This is a genomic window from Actinomycetes bacterium (assembly GCA_035489715.1).
Classification (GTDB): domain Bacteria; phylum Actinomycetota; class Actinomycetes; order JACCUZ01; family JACCUZ01; genus DATHAP01.
Genome location: DATHAP010000139.1, coordinates 1 through 14,982, shown reverse-complemented (window position 1 = coordinate 14,982; position 14,982 = coordinate 1). Strand labels below are relative to the sequence as shown.

Annotated in this window: 18 protein-coding genes and 1 pseudogene; 11 read left to right on the top strand and 8 right to left on the bottom strand. The window is 73.8% G+C overall.

What is annotated here, in order from left to right; genetic code table 11:
* Window positions 1–25 precede the first annotated feature (25 nt).
* The 3 genes from VK640_11310 to VK640_11300 all read right to left on the bottom strand — a co-directional run bounded on the left by VK640_11310 (window position 26) and on the right by VK640_11300 (window position 3,584).
* Window positions 26–493, bottom strand: coding sequence for a pyridoxamine 5'-phosphate oxidase family protein (locus tag VK640_11310; GenBank protein HTE73771.1), 468 nt, complete (start codon window positions 491–493; stop codon window positions 26–28).
* A gap of 126 nt (window positions 494–619) precedes the next feature.
* Window positions 620–2,488 carry a Na+/H+ antiporter gene (locus VK640_11305; GenBank protein HTE73770.1) on the bottom strand — a complete coding sequence of 623 codons (1,869 nt, stop codon included), beginning with the start codon at window positions 2,486–2,488 and terminating at the stop codon, window positions 620–622.
* A 100-nt stretch (window positions 2,489–2,588) separates the two neighbouring features.
* Window positions 2,589–3,584 (bottom strand): Ku protein, encoded by a 996-nt coding sequence (locus VK640_11300; GenBank protein ID HTE73769.1) that lies wholly within the window; start codon window positions 3,582–3,584, stop codon window positions 2,589–2,591.
* 117 nt (window positions 3,585–3,701) lie between these two features.
* On the opposite strand from VK640_11300, the gene VK640_11295 reads away from it, so the two are divergent.
* Both VK640_11295 and VK640_11290 read left to right on the top strand, forming a co-directional pair.
* On the top strand, window positions 3,702–3,914 hold the full coding sequence (locus VK640_11295; protein ID HTE73768.1) for a hypothetical protein: 213 nt from the start codon (window positions 3,702–3,704) through the stop codon (window positions 3,912–3,914).
* A 14-nt stretch (window positions 3,915–3,928) separates the two neighbouring features.
* A complete protein-coding gene (locus VK640_11290) occupies window positions 3,929–4,567 on the top strand; it encodes a phosphate-starvation-inducible PsiE family protein (protein HTE73767.1) in 639 nt (212 codons plus the stop codon).
* A gap of 9 nt (window positions 4,568–4,576) precedes the next feature.
* Here the strand turns inward: VK640_11290 and VK640_11285 are convergent, their stop codons facing one another.
* The gene (locus tag VK640_11285; GenBank protein HTE73766.1) at window positions 4,577–4,978 is read right to left on the bottom strand and encodes a CBS domain-containing protein; all 402 of its coding nucleotides are present in this window, start codon (window positions 4,976–4,978) and stop codon (window positions 4,577–4,579) included.
* A 140-nt stretch (window positions 4,979–5,118) separates the two neighbouring features.
* Here VK640_11285 and VK640_11280 point away from each other — a divergent pair, with 140 nt between their 5' ends.
* From VK640_11280 to VK640_11270, 3 genes are all read left to right on the top strand, one after another.
* Entirely contained in the window at window positions 5,119–5,901 is a 783-nt protein-coding gene (locus VK640_11280) for a hypothetical protein (GenBank protein ID HTE73765.1), read from the top strand.
* Between the two features lie 88 nt (window positions 5,902–5,989).
* Window positions 5,990–6,520, top strand: a complete 531-nt coding sequence (locus VK640_11275) for a helix-turn-helix domain-containing protein (protein ID HTE73764.1) — start codon at window positions 5,990–5,992, stop codon at window positions 6,518–6,520.
* Window positions 6,517–7,773 (top strand): MFS transporter, encoded by a 1,257-nt coding sequence (locus VK640_11270; GenBank protein HTE73763.1) that lies wholly within the window; start codon window positions 6,517–6,519, stop codon window positions 7,771–7,773. The genes VK640_11275 and VK640_11270 overlap by 4 nt, the downstream gene beginning before the upstream one ends.
* A gap of 13 nt (window positions 7,774–7,786) precedes the next feature.
* On the opposite strand, the gene hisN is transcribed toward VK640_11270, so the two are convergent.
* Complete coding sequence (gene hisN / locus VK640_11265; GenBank protein HTE73762.1) at window positions 7,787–8,569, bottom strand: histidinol-phosphatase; 783 nt, start codon at window positions 8,567–8,569, stop codon at window positions 7,787–7,789.
* Window positions 8,570–8,664: 95 nt separating this feature from the next.
* Between hisN and VK640_11260 the strand changes: the two genes are divergently transcribed.
* The 3 genes from VK640_11260 to VK640_11250 all read left to right on the top strand — a co-directional run bounded on the left by VK640_11260 (window position 8,665) and on the right by VK640_11250 (window position 10,137).
* Window positions 8,665–9,054, top strand: a complete 390-nt coding sequence (locus VK640_11260; protein HTE73761.1) for a hypothetical protein — start codon at window positions 8,665–8,667, stop codon at window positions 9,052–9,054.
* Complete coding sequence (locus VK640_11255) at window positions 9,051–9,590, top strand: DUF2087 domain-containing protein (GenBank protein HTE73760.1); 540 nt, start codon at window positions 9,051–9,053, stop codon at window positions 9,588–9,590. Before VK640_11260 ends, VK640_11255 begins: the two co-directional genes overlap by 4 nt.
* A gap of 70 nt (window positions 9,591–9,660) precedes the next feature.
* Window positions 9,661–10,137, top strand: coding sequence for a DUF2231 domain-containing protein (locus VK640_11250; GenBank protein HTE73759.1), 477 nt, complete (start codon window positions 9,661–9,663; stop codon window positions 10,135–10,137).
* Here VK640_11250 and rsgA read toward each other — a convergent pair.
* From rsgA to VK640_11235, 3 genes are read right to left on the bottom strand one after another with little or no spacing between them, the layout of a single operon-like run.
* Window positions 10,134–11,174: a ribosome small subunit-dependent GTPase A gene (gene rsgA, locus VK640_11245; protein ID HTE73758.1), complete on the bottom strand. Its 1,041-nt coding sequence runs from the start codon at window positions 11,172–11,174 to the stop codon at window positions 10,134–10,136. The two genes, VK640_11250 and rsgA, sit on opposite strands and share 4 nt — an antisense overlap.
* A gap of 7 nt (window positions 11,175–11,181) precedes the next feature.
* The gene (aroA, locus tag VK640_11240) at window positions 11,182–12,480 is read right to left on the bottom strand and encodes a 3-phosphoshikimate 1-carboxyvinyltransferase (GenBank protein HTE73757.1); all 1,299 of its coding nucleotides are present in this window, start codon (window positions 12,478–12,480) and stop codon (window positions 11,182–11,184) included.
* 52 nt (window positions 12,481–12,532) lie between these two features.
* Window positions 12,533–13,060 (bottom strand): DoxX family protein, encoded by a 528-nt coding sequence (locus VK640_11235; protein HTE73756.1) that lies wholly within the window; start codon window positions 13,058–13,060, stop codon window positions 12,533–12,535.
* Between the two features lie 55 nt (window positions 13,061–13,115).
* Here VK640_11235 and VK640_11230 point away from each other — a divergent pair, with 55 nt between their 5' ends.
* The 3 genes and pseudogenes from VK640_11230 to VK640_11220 all read left to right on the top strand — a co-directional run bounded on the left by VK640_11230 (window position 13,116) and on the right by VK640_11220 (window position 14,982).
* Entirely contained in the window at window positions 13,116–13,865 is a 750-nt protein-coding gene (locus VK640_11230; protein ID HTE73755.1) for an SOS response-associated peptidase, read from the top strand.
* 71 nt (window positions 13,866–13,936) lie between these two features.
* On the top strand, window positions 13,937–14,500 hold the full coding sequence (locus tag VK640_11225; GenBank protein HTE73754.1) for an alpha/beta family hydrolase: 564 nt from the start codon (window positions 13,937–13,939) through the stop codon (window positions 14,498–14,500).
* 233 nt (window positions 14,501–14,733) lie between these two features.
* A pseudogene (locus VK640_11220) lies at window positions 14,734–14,982 on the top strand (sigma-70 family RNA polymerase sigma factor).

Below are 14,982 nucleotides of genomic sequence, written 5' to 3'. Positions count from 1 at the left end.
GCTCGGTAGGGCGATCACGGCGTGGTCAGGACGGGGTCAGGGCGCTCGGCAGGCGGGTGACGAAGTCGAGCACGCAGGCCCACGTCGGCCGGACGACGACGTTGGTCATGGGCTGGCCCCGTAGCTGGGCGAGCCACTGCTCGGCCTGGTCGTTGCCGAAGTAGCGTCGAGCCGCAGCTGCGTACTCCGGCGACACGTCCTGGAGCGCCTCGACCTGGGCGGTGCCCCGCAGCAGCAGTGCCCGGTAGGGCCAGGACCCCTCGTCGTCGATCGTGACGGCGACCTCGGGACGAGTGGGCAGGACCTTCAGCTTCGGTGCGCGGGGCGGCGTGCCCATCACCACCGCCTCGCCGTTCCAGTGGAACCAGATCGGCACGACCCGCGGAGTGCCGTCGGACCAGGTGTAGGCCAGTCGCGCCACCTGCCGGGAGGTGAGCAGCTGCTGTGCCACCGGGTTGTCGAGCGCGCAGAGATCGGAAGTCGGTGCTGTCATCGTGAATCCCCGTCCGTGTCCAGCCCGCCCCCGCGGAGGGGCCCCTCCCACGATGCGCCGGTCGGGCGTGCCCGTCCACACGGAGCGGTGGGTCCCTGCGACCCCGCGACCGATCGGCGAGCCAGCTCAGCCGAGGCGGTCGTCGACGAAGCACCAGCGCCAGCCCTCGCCCTGCTCGAAGCTGCGGATCACCGGGTCCCCGGTCTCGTGGAAGTGCTTGGTCGCGTGCTGCTGCGGTGACGAGTCGCAGCAGCCCACGTGCCCGCAGGCCAGGCACAGCCGCAGGTGGACCCACCTGGTGCCGTCGCGCAGGCACTCCTCGCAACCCTCGGGCGACGTGGGCTTGACCGCGACCGGCGCCTCGGTGAGGTGCACGCAGGCCCGCACCCGCTCGACCTTGGCGACCAGCTCGCGCTCCACGTCGGTGCCCTTGTCCTCGAGCCGGTCGAGCAGCGACTCCTCCGTGTCGAGGAGGTTCATGACGTCCTGGAGGACCTCGTCGTCGACCTTGCCCATGTCGCGCGCGTGCAGGACGACCCGGCGCTCCGCGTCGAGCATCTCCTGCCGGAGCCGCCGGTAGGTCTCGCTCGGCGTCTCCTGGTCGCTCGGGGCGCCCAGCCGCTCCCACGCCGCGTCGGCGCGGCTGCGGGCCCGCTCCTCGAGCCGCTCGATGACGTGCGGGTCGTCACCGTCCTGCTTGAGCTCCTCGAGGCGGTCCAGCCCGGCGCGGGTCGCCTTGGACAGCAGTGCCGCCTCCTCCAGCGCGTCCTCGGCCGGGTCCGGGCCGACGACGCCCAGCCGGCGCACCAGCCAGGGCAGCGTGGTGCCGTTGAGGAGCAGGGTGCCGCCCACCACGGCGAACGCCGCCAGCACCAGCACGTCGCGGTGCGGTGTCTCCTCGGGCAGCACGAAGGCCGCGGCCAGGGTCACGACGCCGCGCATCCCCGCCCACGACACCAGCGTGGCGTGGCTCCAGCTCCACGCCGCGGCGCGCATCTTGGCCGGGCCGAACCGGTAGGCGGCGGTCGCCGCGAACACCCAGACGATGCGGGTCACCAGCGTCGCCAGCAGGACGACGCCGCAGATGACCGCCAGCCGGGTCGGGCTCAGCTCGCCCTCGGTCGCGCGACGTACGACCTGTGACACCTGCAGGCCGATCAGCAGGAACACGGCGTTCTCGAGGACGAAGGTGATGGTGCGCCAGTTCGTCTGCTCGGCGAGGCGCGAGGACGCGGACTGCAGCGCCGGGGCCTTGTGCCCGAGGACCAGGCCGACGATCACAACCGACAGGACGCCGCTGCCGTGGAAGCTCTCGGCAGCCAGGTAGGCGATGAACGGCGCGACGAGGGACACCGTCGTGTCGAGCACGGGGTCCTGCACCCTCCGGCGGGCCGCGGCGAGTGCGGCCGCCACGGCCAGGCCGGCCACGATCCCGCCGCCCGCCGCGACGACGAACTCCCACGACACCTCGAGCACCGTCACCGACGCGGTGATCGCGATGGCCGAGGTGCGCAGGGCGACCAGCGCCGTCGCGTCGTTGAGCAGGCTCTCACCTTCGAGGATCGACACGATGCGCCTCGGCATGCCGACCCGCCGGGCGATGGTCGTGGCCGCCACGGCGTCCGGCGGCGAGACCACCGCGCCGAGGGCGAAGGCGGCCGCGATGCTCACGCCGGGCACCACCCACCAGGCGACCAGTCCCACGCCGACGGTCGTGAAGGCCACCGCACCCACGGCGAGGATGCCGATGGCCTGCCGGTTGGCCCGCACGTCGACCAGCGAGGTGCGCAGCGCGGCGGCGTAGAGCAGCGGCGGCAGGAAGCCGAGGAGCACGACCTCCGGCTCGAGGTGGTACTCGGGGACACCGGGGACGTACGACGCCAGGACACCCACGACGACCAGGACCAGTGGTGCCGACAGGCCCAGCCGCCGCGCTCCTGCCGCCACCACGGCGACCGCGCAGACGAGCGCCAGGATCTGGAGGGCCTCAGTCATGGCCCACTGCAGCAACCGCGAGGGGGCGCGGCATTCCGCCGGTGCTCAGCGGACCCCGCCGACGACGCCATGGCTCCCGGTGGTCATCTGGGCCGTCGGCTCAGGCGCTCTTGCGGGCAGCGGTCTTCTTGGCCGGCTTCTTGCTGGCCTTGGCGGTCTTCGCGCTCTTGGTGGCCGCCTTCTTCGCCGGTGCCTTCGCGGCCTTCTTCCCCGTGCTCTCGGCCGAGGCACCCGCTGTCTTCGCAGCGGTCTTCTTGGCCGGCGCCTTGGCGGACTTCGACGCGGCGGGCTCGGCAGCGCCCGCCCCGCCGGTCTCGCCGCGACGCGACTTGGCCTCGGCCACGCTCCGGCGCAGCGCCTCCATCAGGTCGACGACCTGTCCGCTGGCCTCCGGCTGCTCCTCCGGCGTCACGACCTCGCGGCCGGCGACCTTCGCCTCGATGACCTCCTCGAGCGCCTCGCGGTAGTGGTCGGAGAACTCGCCCGGGTCGAAGTCGGCGGACAGCGCCGAGATGTAGGACTCGGCCATGGTCAGCTCCTGCGAGCGGACGGTCACGTCCTCGTCGAGGAAGTCGAGCTTGGCGGCGCGCACCTCGTCGGGCCAGAGCAGGGTCTGCATGACGAGCACGCCCTCGCGCGGGCGCAGCACCGCCAGCCGCTCCCGCTGGCGCAGGGCGACCTTGACGATCGCGACCCGCTCGGCGTTCTCGAGGGCGTCGCGCAGCAGGACGTACGGCTTGGCGTCGCCGGTGGGGTCGCAGTAGTAGGGCTTGCCCATCTGCACGGCGTCGATCTGCTCGGCCGGCACGAAGCTGAGCACCTCGACCGCCCGCGAGGACGAGATCGGGAGGTTGGCGAAGTCGTCGTCGTCGAGCACGACCATCTCGCCGTCGGGCAGCTCGTAGCCCTTGGCGATGTCGCTGTAGGGGACCTCCTCCCCGTCCACTGAGCAGACCCGCTTGTAGCGGATCCGGCCGCCGTCCTCCCGGTGGACCTGGCGGAAGGAGATGTCCTTCTCCTCGGTCGCGGAGAACAGGCGGATCGGGATCGACACCAGGCCGAACGAGATCGAGCCCTTCCAGATGCTCTGCGGCATGGGCCAATGATCGTCGCGCAGGGGGGCTTGCGCCAGACCGGGGGTCGATTGTCGACAAACCACGACACGCCGCGCGGCCTGCGGGGTTGTGTCCGGCCCCGGTGCGACGCTCGGGGCATGACGACGACCGACCTCTTCCGATGGTGCTCGACCTGCGCCACCGAGTCGGCGTTCGAGCAGCCCGACTGCCGCGACGGGCACGGCGCCGACTGCCCGGAGCTGGTGTGCGTGCTCTGCGGTGACGCCTTGTTCGTCGACCTGCTGCCGAGGCCCCCGGCTCGCAGGGCCCGGCAGGGCCGGCTCCGGCAGCCCGTCTCGCACGTCGCCTGAAAGCGGACGCCGACGTGCCCGACTCACACGGGCTCAACGCCGTTGGTGGCGCAGTCCGCGACGACGTGGCCCGAGCCGACTCGACCGGCAGCGGCTCCTCCGGCGACGACCGGCCGCCGCGCTATGTGCGCATCGGCAACGCGCTGCTCGCGATCACCGAGGACGCGATCTACGTCGGCATCGCCGTCATCCTCTCGGTGGCCGCCGGCGCGCTGCTGATCTCCGCCGGCCGCGGCCTCACGCACCTCAACGAGGGGACCGCGGCCAGCGAGGTCGTCCTGTCGGTGCTCGACACCCTGCTCCTGGTGTTCATCGTCGTGGAGCTGTTGTTCGCCGTGCGGGTGATCCTCGGCCGGCGCGAGGTCGTCGCCGAGCCGTTCCTGATCGTCGGGATCATCGCCTCGATCAAGGAGATCATCGTTCTCTCCGTCGAGGCCGCCGACTACGTCGGCAAGGACGACAAGTTCACCCACGCGATGATCGAGGTCGGAGTGCTCGGCCTGTTGGTGCTCGTCCTGGCGATCTCGGCCATCCTGCTGCGCGCCAAGGAGAGGGAGCCGGAGGAGGGTCACGCCGGTCCTCGGCGCGCCAGCGGCAGCGACGACGAGTCGGTCAAGGTCGGCCAGGGCGACCCGACCGACGGGGCCGGCTGACCCCTGGGCTCAGCCCACCAGCTCGTCGCTGGCGCCGCGCTCCGCGGCCCAGCAGCGGGCGATGTCGCGCACCGACAGGATGCCCGCGACCTCGCCCGAATCGAGGACGACCAGGTGCCGGAAGCCGCCGCGCACCATCGCGTCGGCCGCCTGCTCGAGGGTCCAGGACGGCGCGGCGTAGACCAGGTCGGTCGACACGTGGTCGCGGACCCGCTCGCTGTCCGGGTCCTCTCCGGCTCCGACCGACGCCAGGACGTCGCGCTCGGTCAGGATGCCGACGCCCTCGCCGTCGGGGTCGTGGACCACGGCCGCGCCCACCTTGCGGGCCGCCATCACCCGGCTGGCCGCGCGCAGCGTGTGGTCCGGGCCCACAGTCAGGACCTCGCTGCTCATGCCGTCGCGGACCTGCATCGGAGCGCCTCCTCGGGCCGGAGCGGTGACCTCCATCCTGCTCGCCCGCGCTGGCGGTCCACAAGCGCCGCGCCGACCCGTGGACGACCACCTCGCGACGTCGCCGGCTGCGGCAGGGGCCGCTGACATACTCGGCGGTGATGAGCGCGCAGGTCCTGGTCCGCGACCGCGTCGACGCCCTGCGCGCGACGCGCGTCCGGCGCGCCGCGGTGGCCGCGGTGCCGACCGGGTTGCGGCTCGACCCGCCGGTGGTCCTGACGATGACCTGGGTGCCGCTCGTGCTGCTGCTCGACCGCGGTGCCGGCATCTGGTGGCAGCGCGCCCTTGGCCTCGGGACCTGGGTCCTCCTGCTGGCCCTGCTGCGACGCGAGACCCCGCTGGTCCGGGCCCAGGTCGCGGTCGTCGTGGCCTTCGCGACGGCGGTCGAGTACACGTTCTCCCCGCTGCTCGAGGTCTACGTCTACCGGCTCGGCAACGTGCCGGCGTTCGTGCCACCGGGGCACGGCCTGGTCTATCTGTGCGCGCTGGCCATGGGGCGCAGCGCCTGGCTGCGGGCCCGCCTGCCGGTCCTGGTGGCGGCCACGGTGGTCGTGGGCGGCGCCTACGCGGCCTGGGGGCTGCTGCTGCACGACCGACCCGACGCCCTCGGCGCCTTCTGGTATCTCTGCCTCGTCGGCTTCCTGTGCTGGGGGCGGTCCCGGTCGTTGTACGTCGGCGCGTTCGTCGTGGTCACCTACCTCGAGCTGCTCGGCACCTGGCTGGGCACCTGGGAGTGGCAGCAGCGCGACCCGACCGGCCTGGTGAGCATCGGCAACCCGCCCTCGGGAGCGGCCGGCGGCTACGGCTGGTTCGACCTCGCCGCGGTGCTGGCCGGCCCAGTCGTGCTGACGGCGTACCGCCGGAGGACCGCCGCCCGCTCCTGACCGGACGGCGAGGCGGACCGGCGCGGCACGTCCGCGACTCCCCAACGAGTCCTTGACAGTGGAGCCGCCTCGCGGCAAACTCCCCAACATGTCTTCGGGAGTCGCTGACCGGGCGGAGGTGTCGTCGCTGCGCGCCATGGCCCACCCGTTGCGGCTGCGGATGCTGTCGCTGCTGACCGGCGCGGCGATGTCCGCGGCCGAGCTGGCCCGTGAGCTCGACGTCAGCCACGCCAACGCCAGCTACCACCTGCGCCAGATGCACGCCGCAGGGCTGGTGGTCCTGGCCGAAGAGGAGTCGGTCCGCGGCGGCAAGGCCAAGCGCTACCGCTACGACGTCGACGCCCCCGGGGCCACCGCGTCGGACCCGCGCTCGGCCGCCGTCTACTACCAGGCCCTGGCCGCCGAGCTGGTGCGCCGGTCCACCCGGCGTGAGCTCGGCAAGAAGGGTGCTGCCAGCGACGCGGAGCTGTGGGTACGCGAGGACGACTGGGCCGCCGCCGTCGCCCAGGTCGTCGACGCGATCACCGGGCTGCACCGGGCCGCCCGGCCGCCGCGCGAGGAAGGTGTCCTGCACGTCAGCGTGACGACGGCGCTGTTCGAGATGGACCCCGGGTCATGACCCGGTCGACCTGGCGCCAGGCGCTGCGCCCGCTGGGCTTCCCGACCTTCCGGCTGCTCCTCGCCGGCCGGTCGGCCGACAACCTGGCCCACGCGATCGCGCCGATCGCGCTCGCCTTCGCGGTGCTCGACCTCGGCGGCACCCCGTCGCAGCTGGGACTGGTCCTGGCCTGCCGCGCGGTGCCGACGGTCGTCCTGATCCTGTTCGGCGGTGTGCTGGCCGACCGGCTGCCCCGGCACCTGGTCCTCGTTGCCGCCAACATCGTGGGGGCCTCGACCCAGGCCCTGGTGGCGGTGCTGCTGCTCACCGGCGGTGCGGAGATCTGGATGCTCGCCGTGATCGAGGTGGTCAACGGCTCCGCGAGCGCCTTCCTCTTCCCGGCCGCGTCCGGGCTGACGCCGCAGACCGTCCCGGCGGCCCACCTCCAGCAGGCCAATGCGCTGGTGCGCCTGACCCACAACGGCGCGTTCATCACCGGAGCCGCCGGTGCCGGCCTGCTCGTCGCGGCGGCCGGTCCCGGGTGGGCCTTCGCGATCGACGCCGTCCTCTACCTGGTCGGCGCGGCACTTCTGTCGCGGCTGCGGATCGAGCGCACGGAGCGGCTGGAGCGGAGCAGCACGCTGACCGACCTGCGCGCCGGCTGGACCGAGTTCAGCTCCCGGACCTGGCTCTGGGTCGTGGTCGTCGTGTTCGCCTTCGTCAACGCGGCCCACGCCGCTGCGGTGCAGACACTGGGACCGGTGGTCGCCGACGAGACCATCGGCCGGGCGGCGTGGGGCGCCGTGCTCGCCGCGACGGCCGTCGGCATGGTGGCCGGCGGCGTGATCGCCCTGCACAGCACCTGGTCCCGGCCGCTGTACGTGGGGACGGCGACGGTGCTGCTCGAGGTGCCGCTGATGCTGCTGCTCGGCCTGCAGCCGCACGTGCTCACCCTGGCGGCGGCCGCCCTCGTCGCAGGCGTCGGGCTGGAGACCTTCGCGGTCGCGTGGGACGTGTCCATGCAGTCCAACATCCCGCAGGACCGGCTCAGCCGGGTCTACGCCTACGACTGGTTCGGGTCGCTGCTGTTCATCCCGATCGGCCAGATCCTGGCCGGGCCGGTCTCCGCCGCGGTCGGAGTGCGCCCGACGATCGTCGGCGCGGGGCTGGTGGTGCTCGTCGCCACCCTCGCCGCCCTGTGCGTGCCGAGCATCCGGCACCTGCGGCGCGCCGACCTCGCGGAGGGCAACAGCCAGGTTGCCGCCCTGACCTGACGGGTTCGTGCCGCTAGGACCCGAGCCGCTGCAGCACCTCGTCGTGGATCAGCCCGTTGGTCGCGACCGCCGTGCCACCGGCCGGGCCGTCCGCCCCGTCCAGGGAGGTGAAGCGGCCCCCCGCCTCGGTCACCACGATCGCCGGGGCGGCCAGGTCGTGCAGGGCGACCTGTGGCTCCGCGGCCAGGTCGACAGCGCCCTCCGCGACCAGCATGTACGACCAGAAGTCGCCGAAGGCGCGGGTCCGCCACAGGTCGCGGGTCAGGCCGAGGAAGGCCTCCTCGCGGCCCAGGTCGCGCCACCCGGACAGGCTCGAGTAGGACAGCGAGGCGTCGGCCAGCTGGTCGACCCGCGAGACCTGCATCCGGGTCGCCGACGAGAGGCTCTTGCCGGTGTAGGCGCCGGACCCGGAGGCGGCCCACCACCGCCGGCCCAGCGCGGGGGCCGACACCAGTCCGGCGCCGACCTCGTCACCGTCCATCAGCGCGATCAGGGTGGCCCACACCGGCACCCCACGGACGAAGTTCTTGGTGCCGTCGATCGGGTCGAGCACCCAGCGCCGGGGGCCGTGGCCGGTGTCGGGCATCTCCTCGCCGTGCACCGCGTCGCGCGGGCGGGCCCGGGCGAGCGTCGACCTGATGGCCTCCTCGACCCGCTTGTCGGCGTCGGACACCGGCGTCAGGTCGGGCTTCGTCTCGACGACCAGGTCCTGGGCCCGGAACCGCGACATGGTCAGCGAGTCGGCGGTGTCGGCGAGGACGTGCGCCAGTCGGAGGTCGTCGTCGTACGCCGTCATGTAACGAACCGTACAAGTCCCTGGTCCGGGGACCGCTCCACGCCGCATACTTCGATCAAGGTTCGAAGCTCCAGCGCAGCGACCGGGAGGCGCCGATGCCGCTGTTCCGTCGTCGCGCGGTCGTCAGCGAGATCGAGCCGGCCGCGATCCCGGTCCCTCGCTTCAGCATCGACGGGTGGACCCTGACCGGGACGCCGCTGGCCGACAAGCTCGCCGCCCGGCTGCCCCGGTCCGACCTGCGCGAGCTCGAGACGCTGCTGCACGGCGTCGCCGTCGAGGTCGACACCCCCTACACCTACGAGCGGGCCGCGGTGCTCCTCGAGCGCTCCGGCGAGCCGGGACCCGCGCTGTCGGTCTGCGAGGCCTGGCTCGCCCACCCGGCGGCGAGGTGGCCGGAGTACGCCCAGCACACCCGGGGCGTCGAGCGGCACCGGGCGCGCCTGCGCACCCGCCTCTCCTCGCGACCGGTCGCCACGTCGGGGTGAGCCCGGCGCCAGACCTGCTCAGCGCGCTCGCGGAGGAGTCGCGGCTGCGCGCCTTCGCCGCGGTCCTGCTGGGGGCCACCGCGACGTCCGAGGTGGCCCGGCGCGCGACGCTGCCGGAGCGCGACGCGCTCCGGGCGCTGACCACCCTGCAGGCGGCCGGCCTCGTGGACCACGCGGGCGGCAGCTGGGTCGCCCGCCCGGAGCGGCTGCGCGAGGCCGTGATGGCGGCGGCCGAGCCGCGCACCTCGGTCGACCACGGCACGGCCGACGACCGGGTGAGCTCCGTGCTGCGCACCTTCATGCCGTACGGCCGGATCGAGACCATGCCGGCGGTCCGGTCGAAGCGGCTCGTCGTCCTCGACCACGTCGCCCGCGTCTTCGAGCCGGGCGTGCGCTACCCGGAGCCCGACGTCAACGCCATGCTCGCGGCCTTCTTCGCCGACTACGCCGCGCTGCGCCGCTACCTCGTCGACGAGGGCTTCCTGGCCCGGGCCGAGGGCAGCTACTGGCGGACCGGCGGAACCGTCGAACTCTAGCCGGAGCGCGACGCGCGCGGAACCCGCTGCACGGCCGCCCCGTTCCGGGGGTGAGTGAAAGGGTGACGCCATGTTCGACACCGTCCTCGGTCTGCCCGTGCACCCCCTCGTCGTGCACGCGGTCGTGGTGCTCGTCCCGCTCTCGGCGCTCGGCGTGGTGGCGATCAGCCTGGTCCCGCGATGGCGTGAGCGGTACGGCGTGCTCGTGCTGCTGCTGTCGACCGCCGCCCTCGTGATGGTGCCGGTGGCCACGCGATCCGGCGAGCGGCTGGAGGAGCGGATCGACGCGGGCGGGGTCGTCGCCCGGCAGATCGAGGATCACCAGGAGGTGGCGGGCCTCGTCCTTTGGCCGACGATCGCCATGTGGGTGCTCGCCGGGTTGCTGGTCCTGCTGACCCGCCGGAGGCGTGCGGGCACCGCCGCCGCGCTCGTGGCCGGGCTCGCCGTCGTGGCCGCCCTGCTGGCCGGGGCGACCGTCGTCCGCGCGGGCCACCTGGGCTCGACCGCGGTGTGGAGCTGCACCATCGGCTCCGACGCCTGCAGCTAGTCCGGAGCCGGCTGGTCCGGCATCGACCGGTCGGGCGGACCCCGGTCCGGCTCCTCCTCCTCGTCGCGGCTGCGCAGCAGCCGTCGCAGCGACGCCAGTCGTGCCGGGTCGCTGTGCCCGCTCGCGACCCAGTCGTCCAGGGCACACTCCGGCTCGTCGTGGCTGCACGACCGCGGGCAGTCCTCGGTGCCGGGCTCGAGGTCGGGAAACGCCCCGATGACGCGCGACAAGTCGACGTGGGCCAGCCCGAAGCTGCGGACGCCAGGGGTGTCGATGACCCAGCCGCCCCCGCGCAGTGCGAGGGCGACGGCCGACGAGGAGGTGTGCCGGCCGCGGCCGGTCACCGCGTTGACGCCGCCGGTGGCTCGACCGGCACCGGGGACGAGGGCGTTGACGAGGGTCGACTTGCCGACGCCGGAGTGCCCGACCAGCACGCTGGTCCGGTCGGCGAGGTGGGAGACCAGGTGGTCGAGGGGCTGTCCCTTGCGGACGACGACGTGGTCGACGTCGAGGGCACCGTAGGTCGAGAGCAGCTCGTCGGGAGGTGCCAGGTCGGGCTTGGTCAGGCAGAGCAGCGGCCGGAGCCCGGCGTCGTAGGCCGCCACCAGGCACCGGTCGATCAGCCTGGTACGCGGCGTCGGGTCGGCGAGCGCAGTGACCACGACGAGCTGGTCGGCGTTGGCGACGAGCACCCGCTCGACCGGATCGGTGTCGTCCGCGGTCCGGCGCAGCGTGGACCGTCGCGGCTGCACCCGCACGACGCGCGCCAGCGTGTCGGCCCGCCCGCTCACGTCGCCGACCAGGTCGACCCGGTCGCCGACGACCACGCTGCGCCGGCCGAGCTCGCGGGCCTTCATCGCTGTCACCTCGGCGTCGCCGACCCGGCAGGTGCACCGGCCGCGGTCCACGGTGACGACGACGCCGGTGACGGCCGAGTCGTGCGCCGGGCGCTCCTTGGTGCGCGGCCGCGACCCCCGGGACGGGCGGACCCGGACGTCGTCCTCATCCAGGTCCCGCGAGCGCCTGCTGGGGCTCACGCCGGGGTCACCCGCGCCTGCCCTCCACCGAAGGGGCCGTCAGCATCTGCTCCCACAGCGCGACGAACGTCGGTAGCGTCTTGGCGGTCGTCGCCACGTCGACCACCTCGACGCCGGGGACGCGCAGCCCCAGCACGCCGGCCGCGGTGGCCAGCCGGTGGTCCTCGTAGGTCTCGAACCGGCCCCCGTGCAGCCGGCGCGGGCGCACCTCGATCCCGTCGGGGGTCTCGCGCACGTCGCCCCCCAGCACGCCGATCTCGCGGGACAGCGCGGCCAACCGGTCGGTCTCGTGGTGCCGCAGGTGACCGATGCCACGCAACGTCGAGGGCCCGTCGCCGAGGGCGGCGACCGCGGCCAGCACCGGGGCGAGCTCACCGACGTCGGACAGGTCGAGGTCGGCACCGAGGACCCGGCCCGGCCCGGTGACGGTCAGGCCGGCCTCGTCAAGCTCGACGGTGGCGCCGAGCCTCGGCAGCAGGTGGCGCAGCGCGTCACCCGCCTGCGTGGTGCGCAGCGGCCAGCCGGGCACCGTCACCTTGCCACCGGTCACCACCGCCGCGGCGAGGAAGGCGGCCGCGTTGGACAGGTCGGGCTCCACGACGTGCCGGCCGACCCGCAGCGGACCCGGCTCGACCCGCCAGGTCGTGTCGTCGACGTGCTCCACGATGGCGCCCGCCGCGCGCAGCATCTCGACCGTCATGTCGATGTGCGCGCCGGACGGGATCCGCCCCCCGACGTGACGCACCTCGACCGCGTCGGCGAACCGTGGGGCGGCGAGCAGCAGTGCCGACACGAACTGCGACGACGTCGAGGCGTCGATCTCGACGCTCCCGCCGAGCACCCAGCCGCGCCCGTGCACCGTCAGCGGCAGCCGGTCGTCGCTCGCCTCGACCTCGACCCCGAGGTCGCGCAGCGCGCCGATGACCGGAGCGAGGGGCCGCTCACGGGCGCGCGGGTCGCCGTCGAAGCGCACCGGGCCGGTCGCCAGGGCGGCCACCGGTGGCAGGAAGCGCATCACGGTCCCGGCGTTGCCGACGTCCACGCCCGCCGGGCCGTGCAGCGGCGCGGGCCGGACCGACCAGTCGTCGCCGGTGGCGTCCACGTCGGTGCCCAGCGCACGCAGGCCGGTCACCATCAGCTCGGTGTCGCGGCTGCGCAACGGCGCGACGAGCTGCGAGGGCTGGTGCGACAGCGCTGCGAGGACGAGCGCGCGGTTGGTCTGCGACTTGGACCCGGGCAGCGAGACGGTCGCCACCACCGGACCGGCAGCCACCGGCGCCGGCCAGGCGGCTGCCTCCCGCGTCATCGCCCGCTCACGCCGCGAATCGTAGTGCGGCGGCCGCGGCCTGCGGCGCCCGTCAGACGGGGAGCGCGTGCCGCGCGTCGTGGGCAGCGAGCCGTGCGTTGCGCTTCGCCGCCCGCCGGGTGCGACGGGTGCCGGCAGCGGCGTGATGACCGGCGTGCCGGGCCCGCCAGGCCAGGCCGGGCCGGCCCTCGGTGTCGACGGCGGCGAGGATCAGGCCGCCGAGCATGCTGAGGTTCTTGAAGAAGTGGATCCGCTGCTGCGCCCGCTTCGTCTCGTCCTGCTCCTCCCAGAACCGGTGCCCGGCCAGGGTGGTGGGCACCAGGCTGCCGGCCAGGAGGGCGGCCGAGAGCCGCGGGAACCGGCCGAGCGCCAGCATCGAGCCCGCCACGACCTGCACGGCACCGTTGATGCGCACAAGGCTCTCGGGGTCCTCCGGCAGGTAGGGCACCCGCCGGGCGATCGGCGCTGCGACGTCCGCGGCCGCCGGAGCCTTCTGCGCGGCGGTGCGCAGCGAGTCCAGTCCGCCGGTGACGAACATCGAGGACAGGAGGGGACGCGCGAGGCGACGTACGACCGTCATGCCTGCGTCCCTGCCCGACCTGCCGGGTCATCAACCCTCTGGCAGGCTGGCGGGCATGTGCGGACGCTATGCCGCGAGCCGGAACCCCGACGACCTCGTCGAGGAGTTCGAGCTCGTCGAGAAGCCGGAGCAGGCGCTGCCCCCCAGCTACAACGTGGCCCCTACTCAGGACGTCTACGCCGTGGTAGAGCGAGCCCCGCGCGAAGAGCCGGAGTCCCTGCCCGCGCGCCAGCTGCGCGTGGTCCGGTGGGGTCTCGTCCCGTCGTGGGCCAAGGACCCCAAGATCGGCAACCGGATGATCAACGCGCGGATGGAGACGGTGGCGGAGAAGCCCGCGTACAAGCGGGCGTTCGCGAAGCGGCGCTGCCTGCTCCCGGCCGACGGCTACTTCGAGTGGTACGGCGACAAGGGGCACAAGCAGCCCTTCTTCATGCGGCCGAAGGACGGTGGCGTGATGGCCATGGCCGGCCTGTACGAGCTGTGGAAGGACAAGGACGCCCCGGAGGGCACCGACCCGTGGCTGTGGACGTGCACGGTGCTCACCACGACGGCACCGGACGACCTCGGCCGGATCCACGACCGGATGCCGCTGCTCGTCGAGCCGGCGCGGTACGGCGCGTGGCTCGACCCGGCCAACGACGACCCGGACGAGCTGGCCGGGCTGCTCGTGCCGGCCGCGCCCGGCCGGCTGCTCGCCTACCCGGTGTCCACCGACGTCAACAACGTGCGCAACAACCGGCCCGACCTGGTCGACCCGTTGCCTGCCGAGGGGGAGTCCGAGGACGAGCAGGTGGAGCTGTTCTGACCGCGGTCGAGACGCCCGTCGGCATCGCGCGGGTCCACGTTGCCGCCGCGGCGCACCCCAGGGCGACCCTTGTGCTCGGCCACGGGGCCGGAGGTGGGGTCGAGACCCCCGACCTGCGCGCCCTTGCCCGGGTGCTGCCGTCCGAGGGGATCACCGTCGTGCGGGTGGAGCAGCCCTGGCGGGTCGCCGGGCGCAAGGTGGCCGCGCCGCCGCCGACGCTGGACCGGGCGTGGCTCGCCGTCGTGCCGACGCTGGACGTGACGGGGCGGCTGCTGGTCGGCGGCCGGTCGGCCGGCGCCCGCGTGGCCTGCCGCACCGCCGTCTCCCTCGGAGCCGACGGCTGCCTGGCGCTGGCCTTCCCGCTGCACCCGCCGGGCAGCGACAAGAGCCGGTTCGGCGAGCTCACCGCCGCCGGGGTGCCGACCCTGGTGATCCAGGGGGGTCGCGACCCGTTCGGGGGGGCTGACGAGTTCCCCGAGACGCTGCCGGCGGGGACCCTGCTGCGGGCGGTGCCGCACGCCGACCACTCGTTCCGGGTCGCCAAGGCGGCGCCCCTGACGTCGCAGGAGGCGGTCGGTCTGGTCGTCGACCACACGAGGCGGTGGCTGCGCGGGGTGCTGGGCCGGACATCCTGAGCCGGGGAATCCTGGTGGCGCAGCGGAGGTTGTGCGGGAGTACTGCCACCGACGTACCCGTAGATGCAGCCGCAGGAGGTCCGTACCAGATGTATGCACTCGCCCCGGCGACCGGGCGACCCGACGGGAGCGTCGGGTCCGCACCCGAGTGGCCAGGAGCAGCGGGCGGGGGCGCCGCCGCCCGGGGGATAGCATCGTCGGCGATGAGCCAGCCCTCCCCCGAGACCGACGAGCAGCGCAACGCCCGCTTCGAGCGGGACGCGCTGCAGTACCTCGACCAGCTCTACTCGGCGGCGCTGCGCATGACCCGGAACCCCGCCGACGCCGAGGACCTCGTCCAAGAGACCTACGCCAAGGCCTACGGGTCCTTCCACCAGTTCCAGGAGGGCACCAACCTCAAGGCCTGGCTCTACCGGATCCTCACCAACACCTTCATCAACAGCTACCGCAAGGCGCAGCGCCAGCCCAAGCAGTCGGGCACC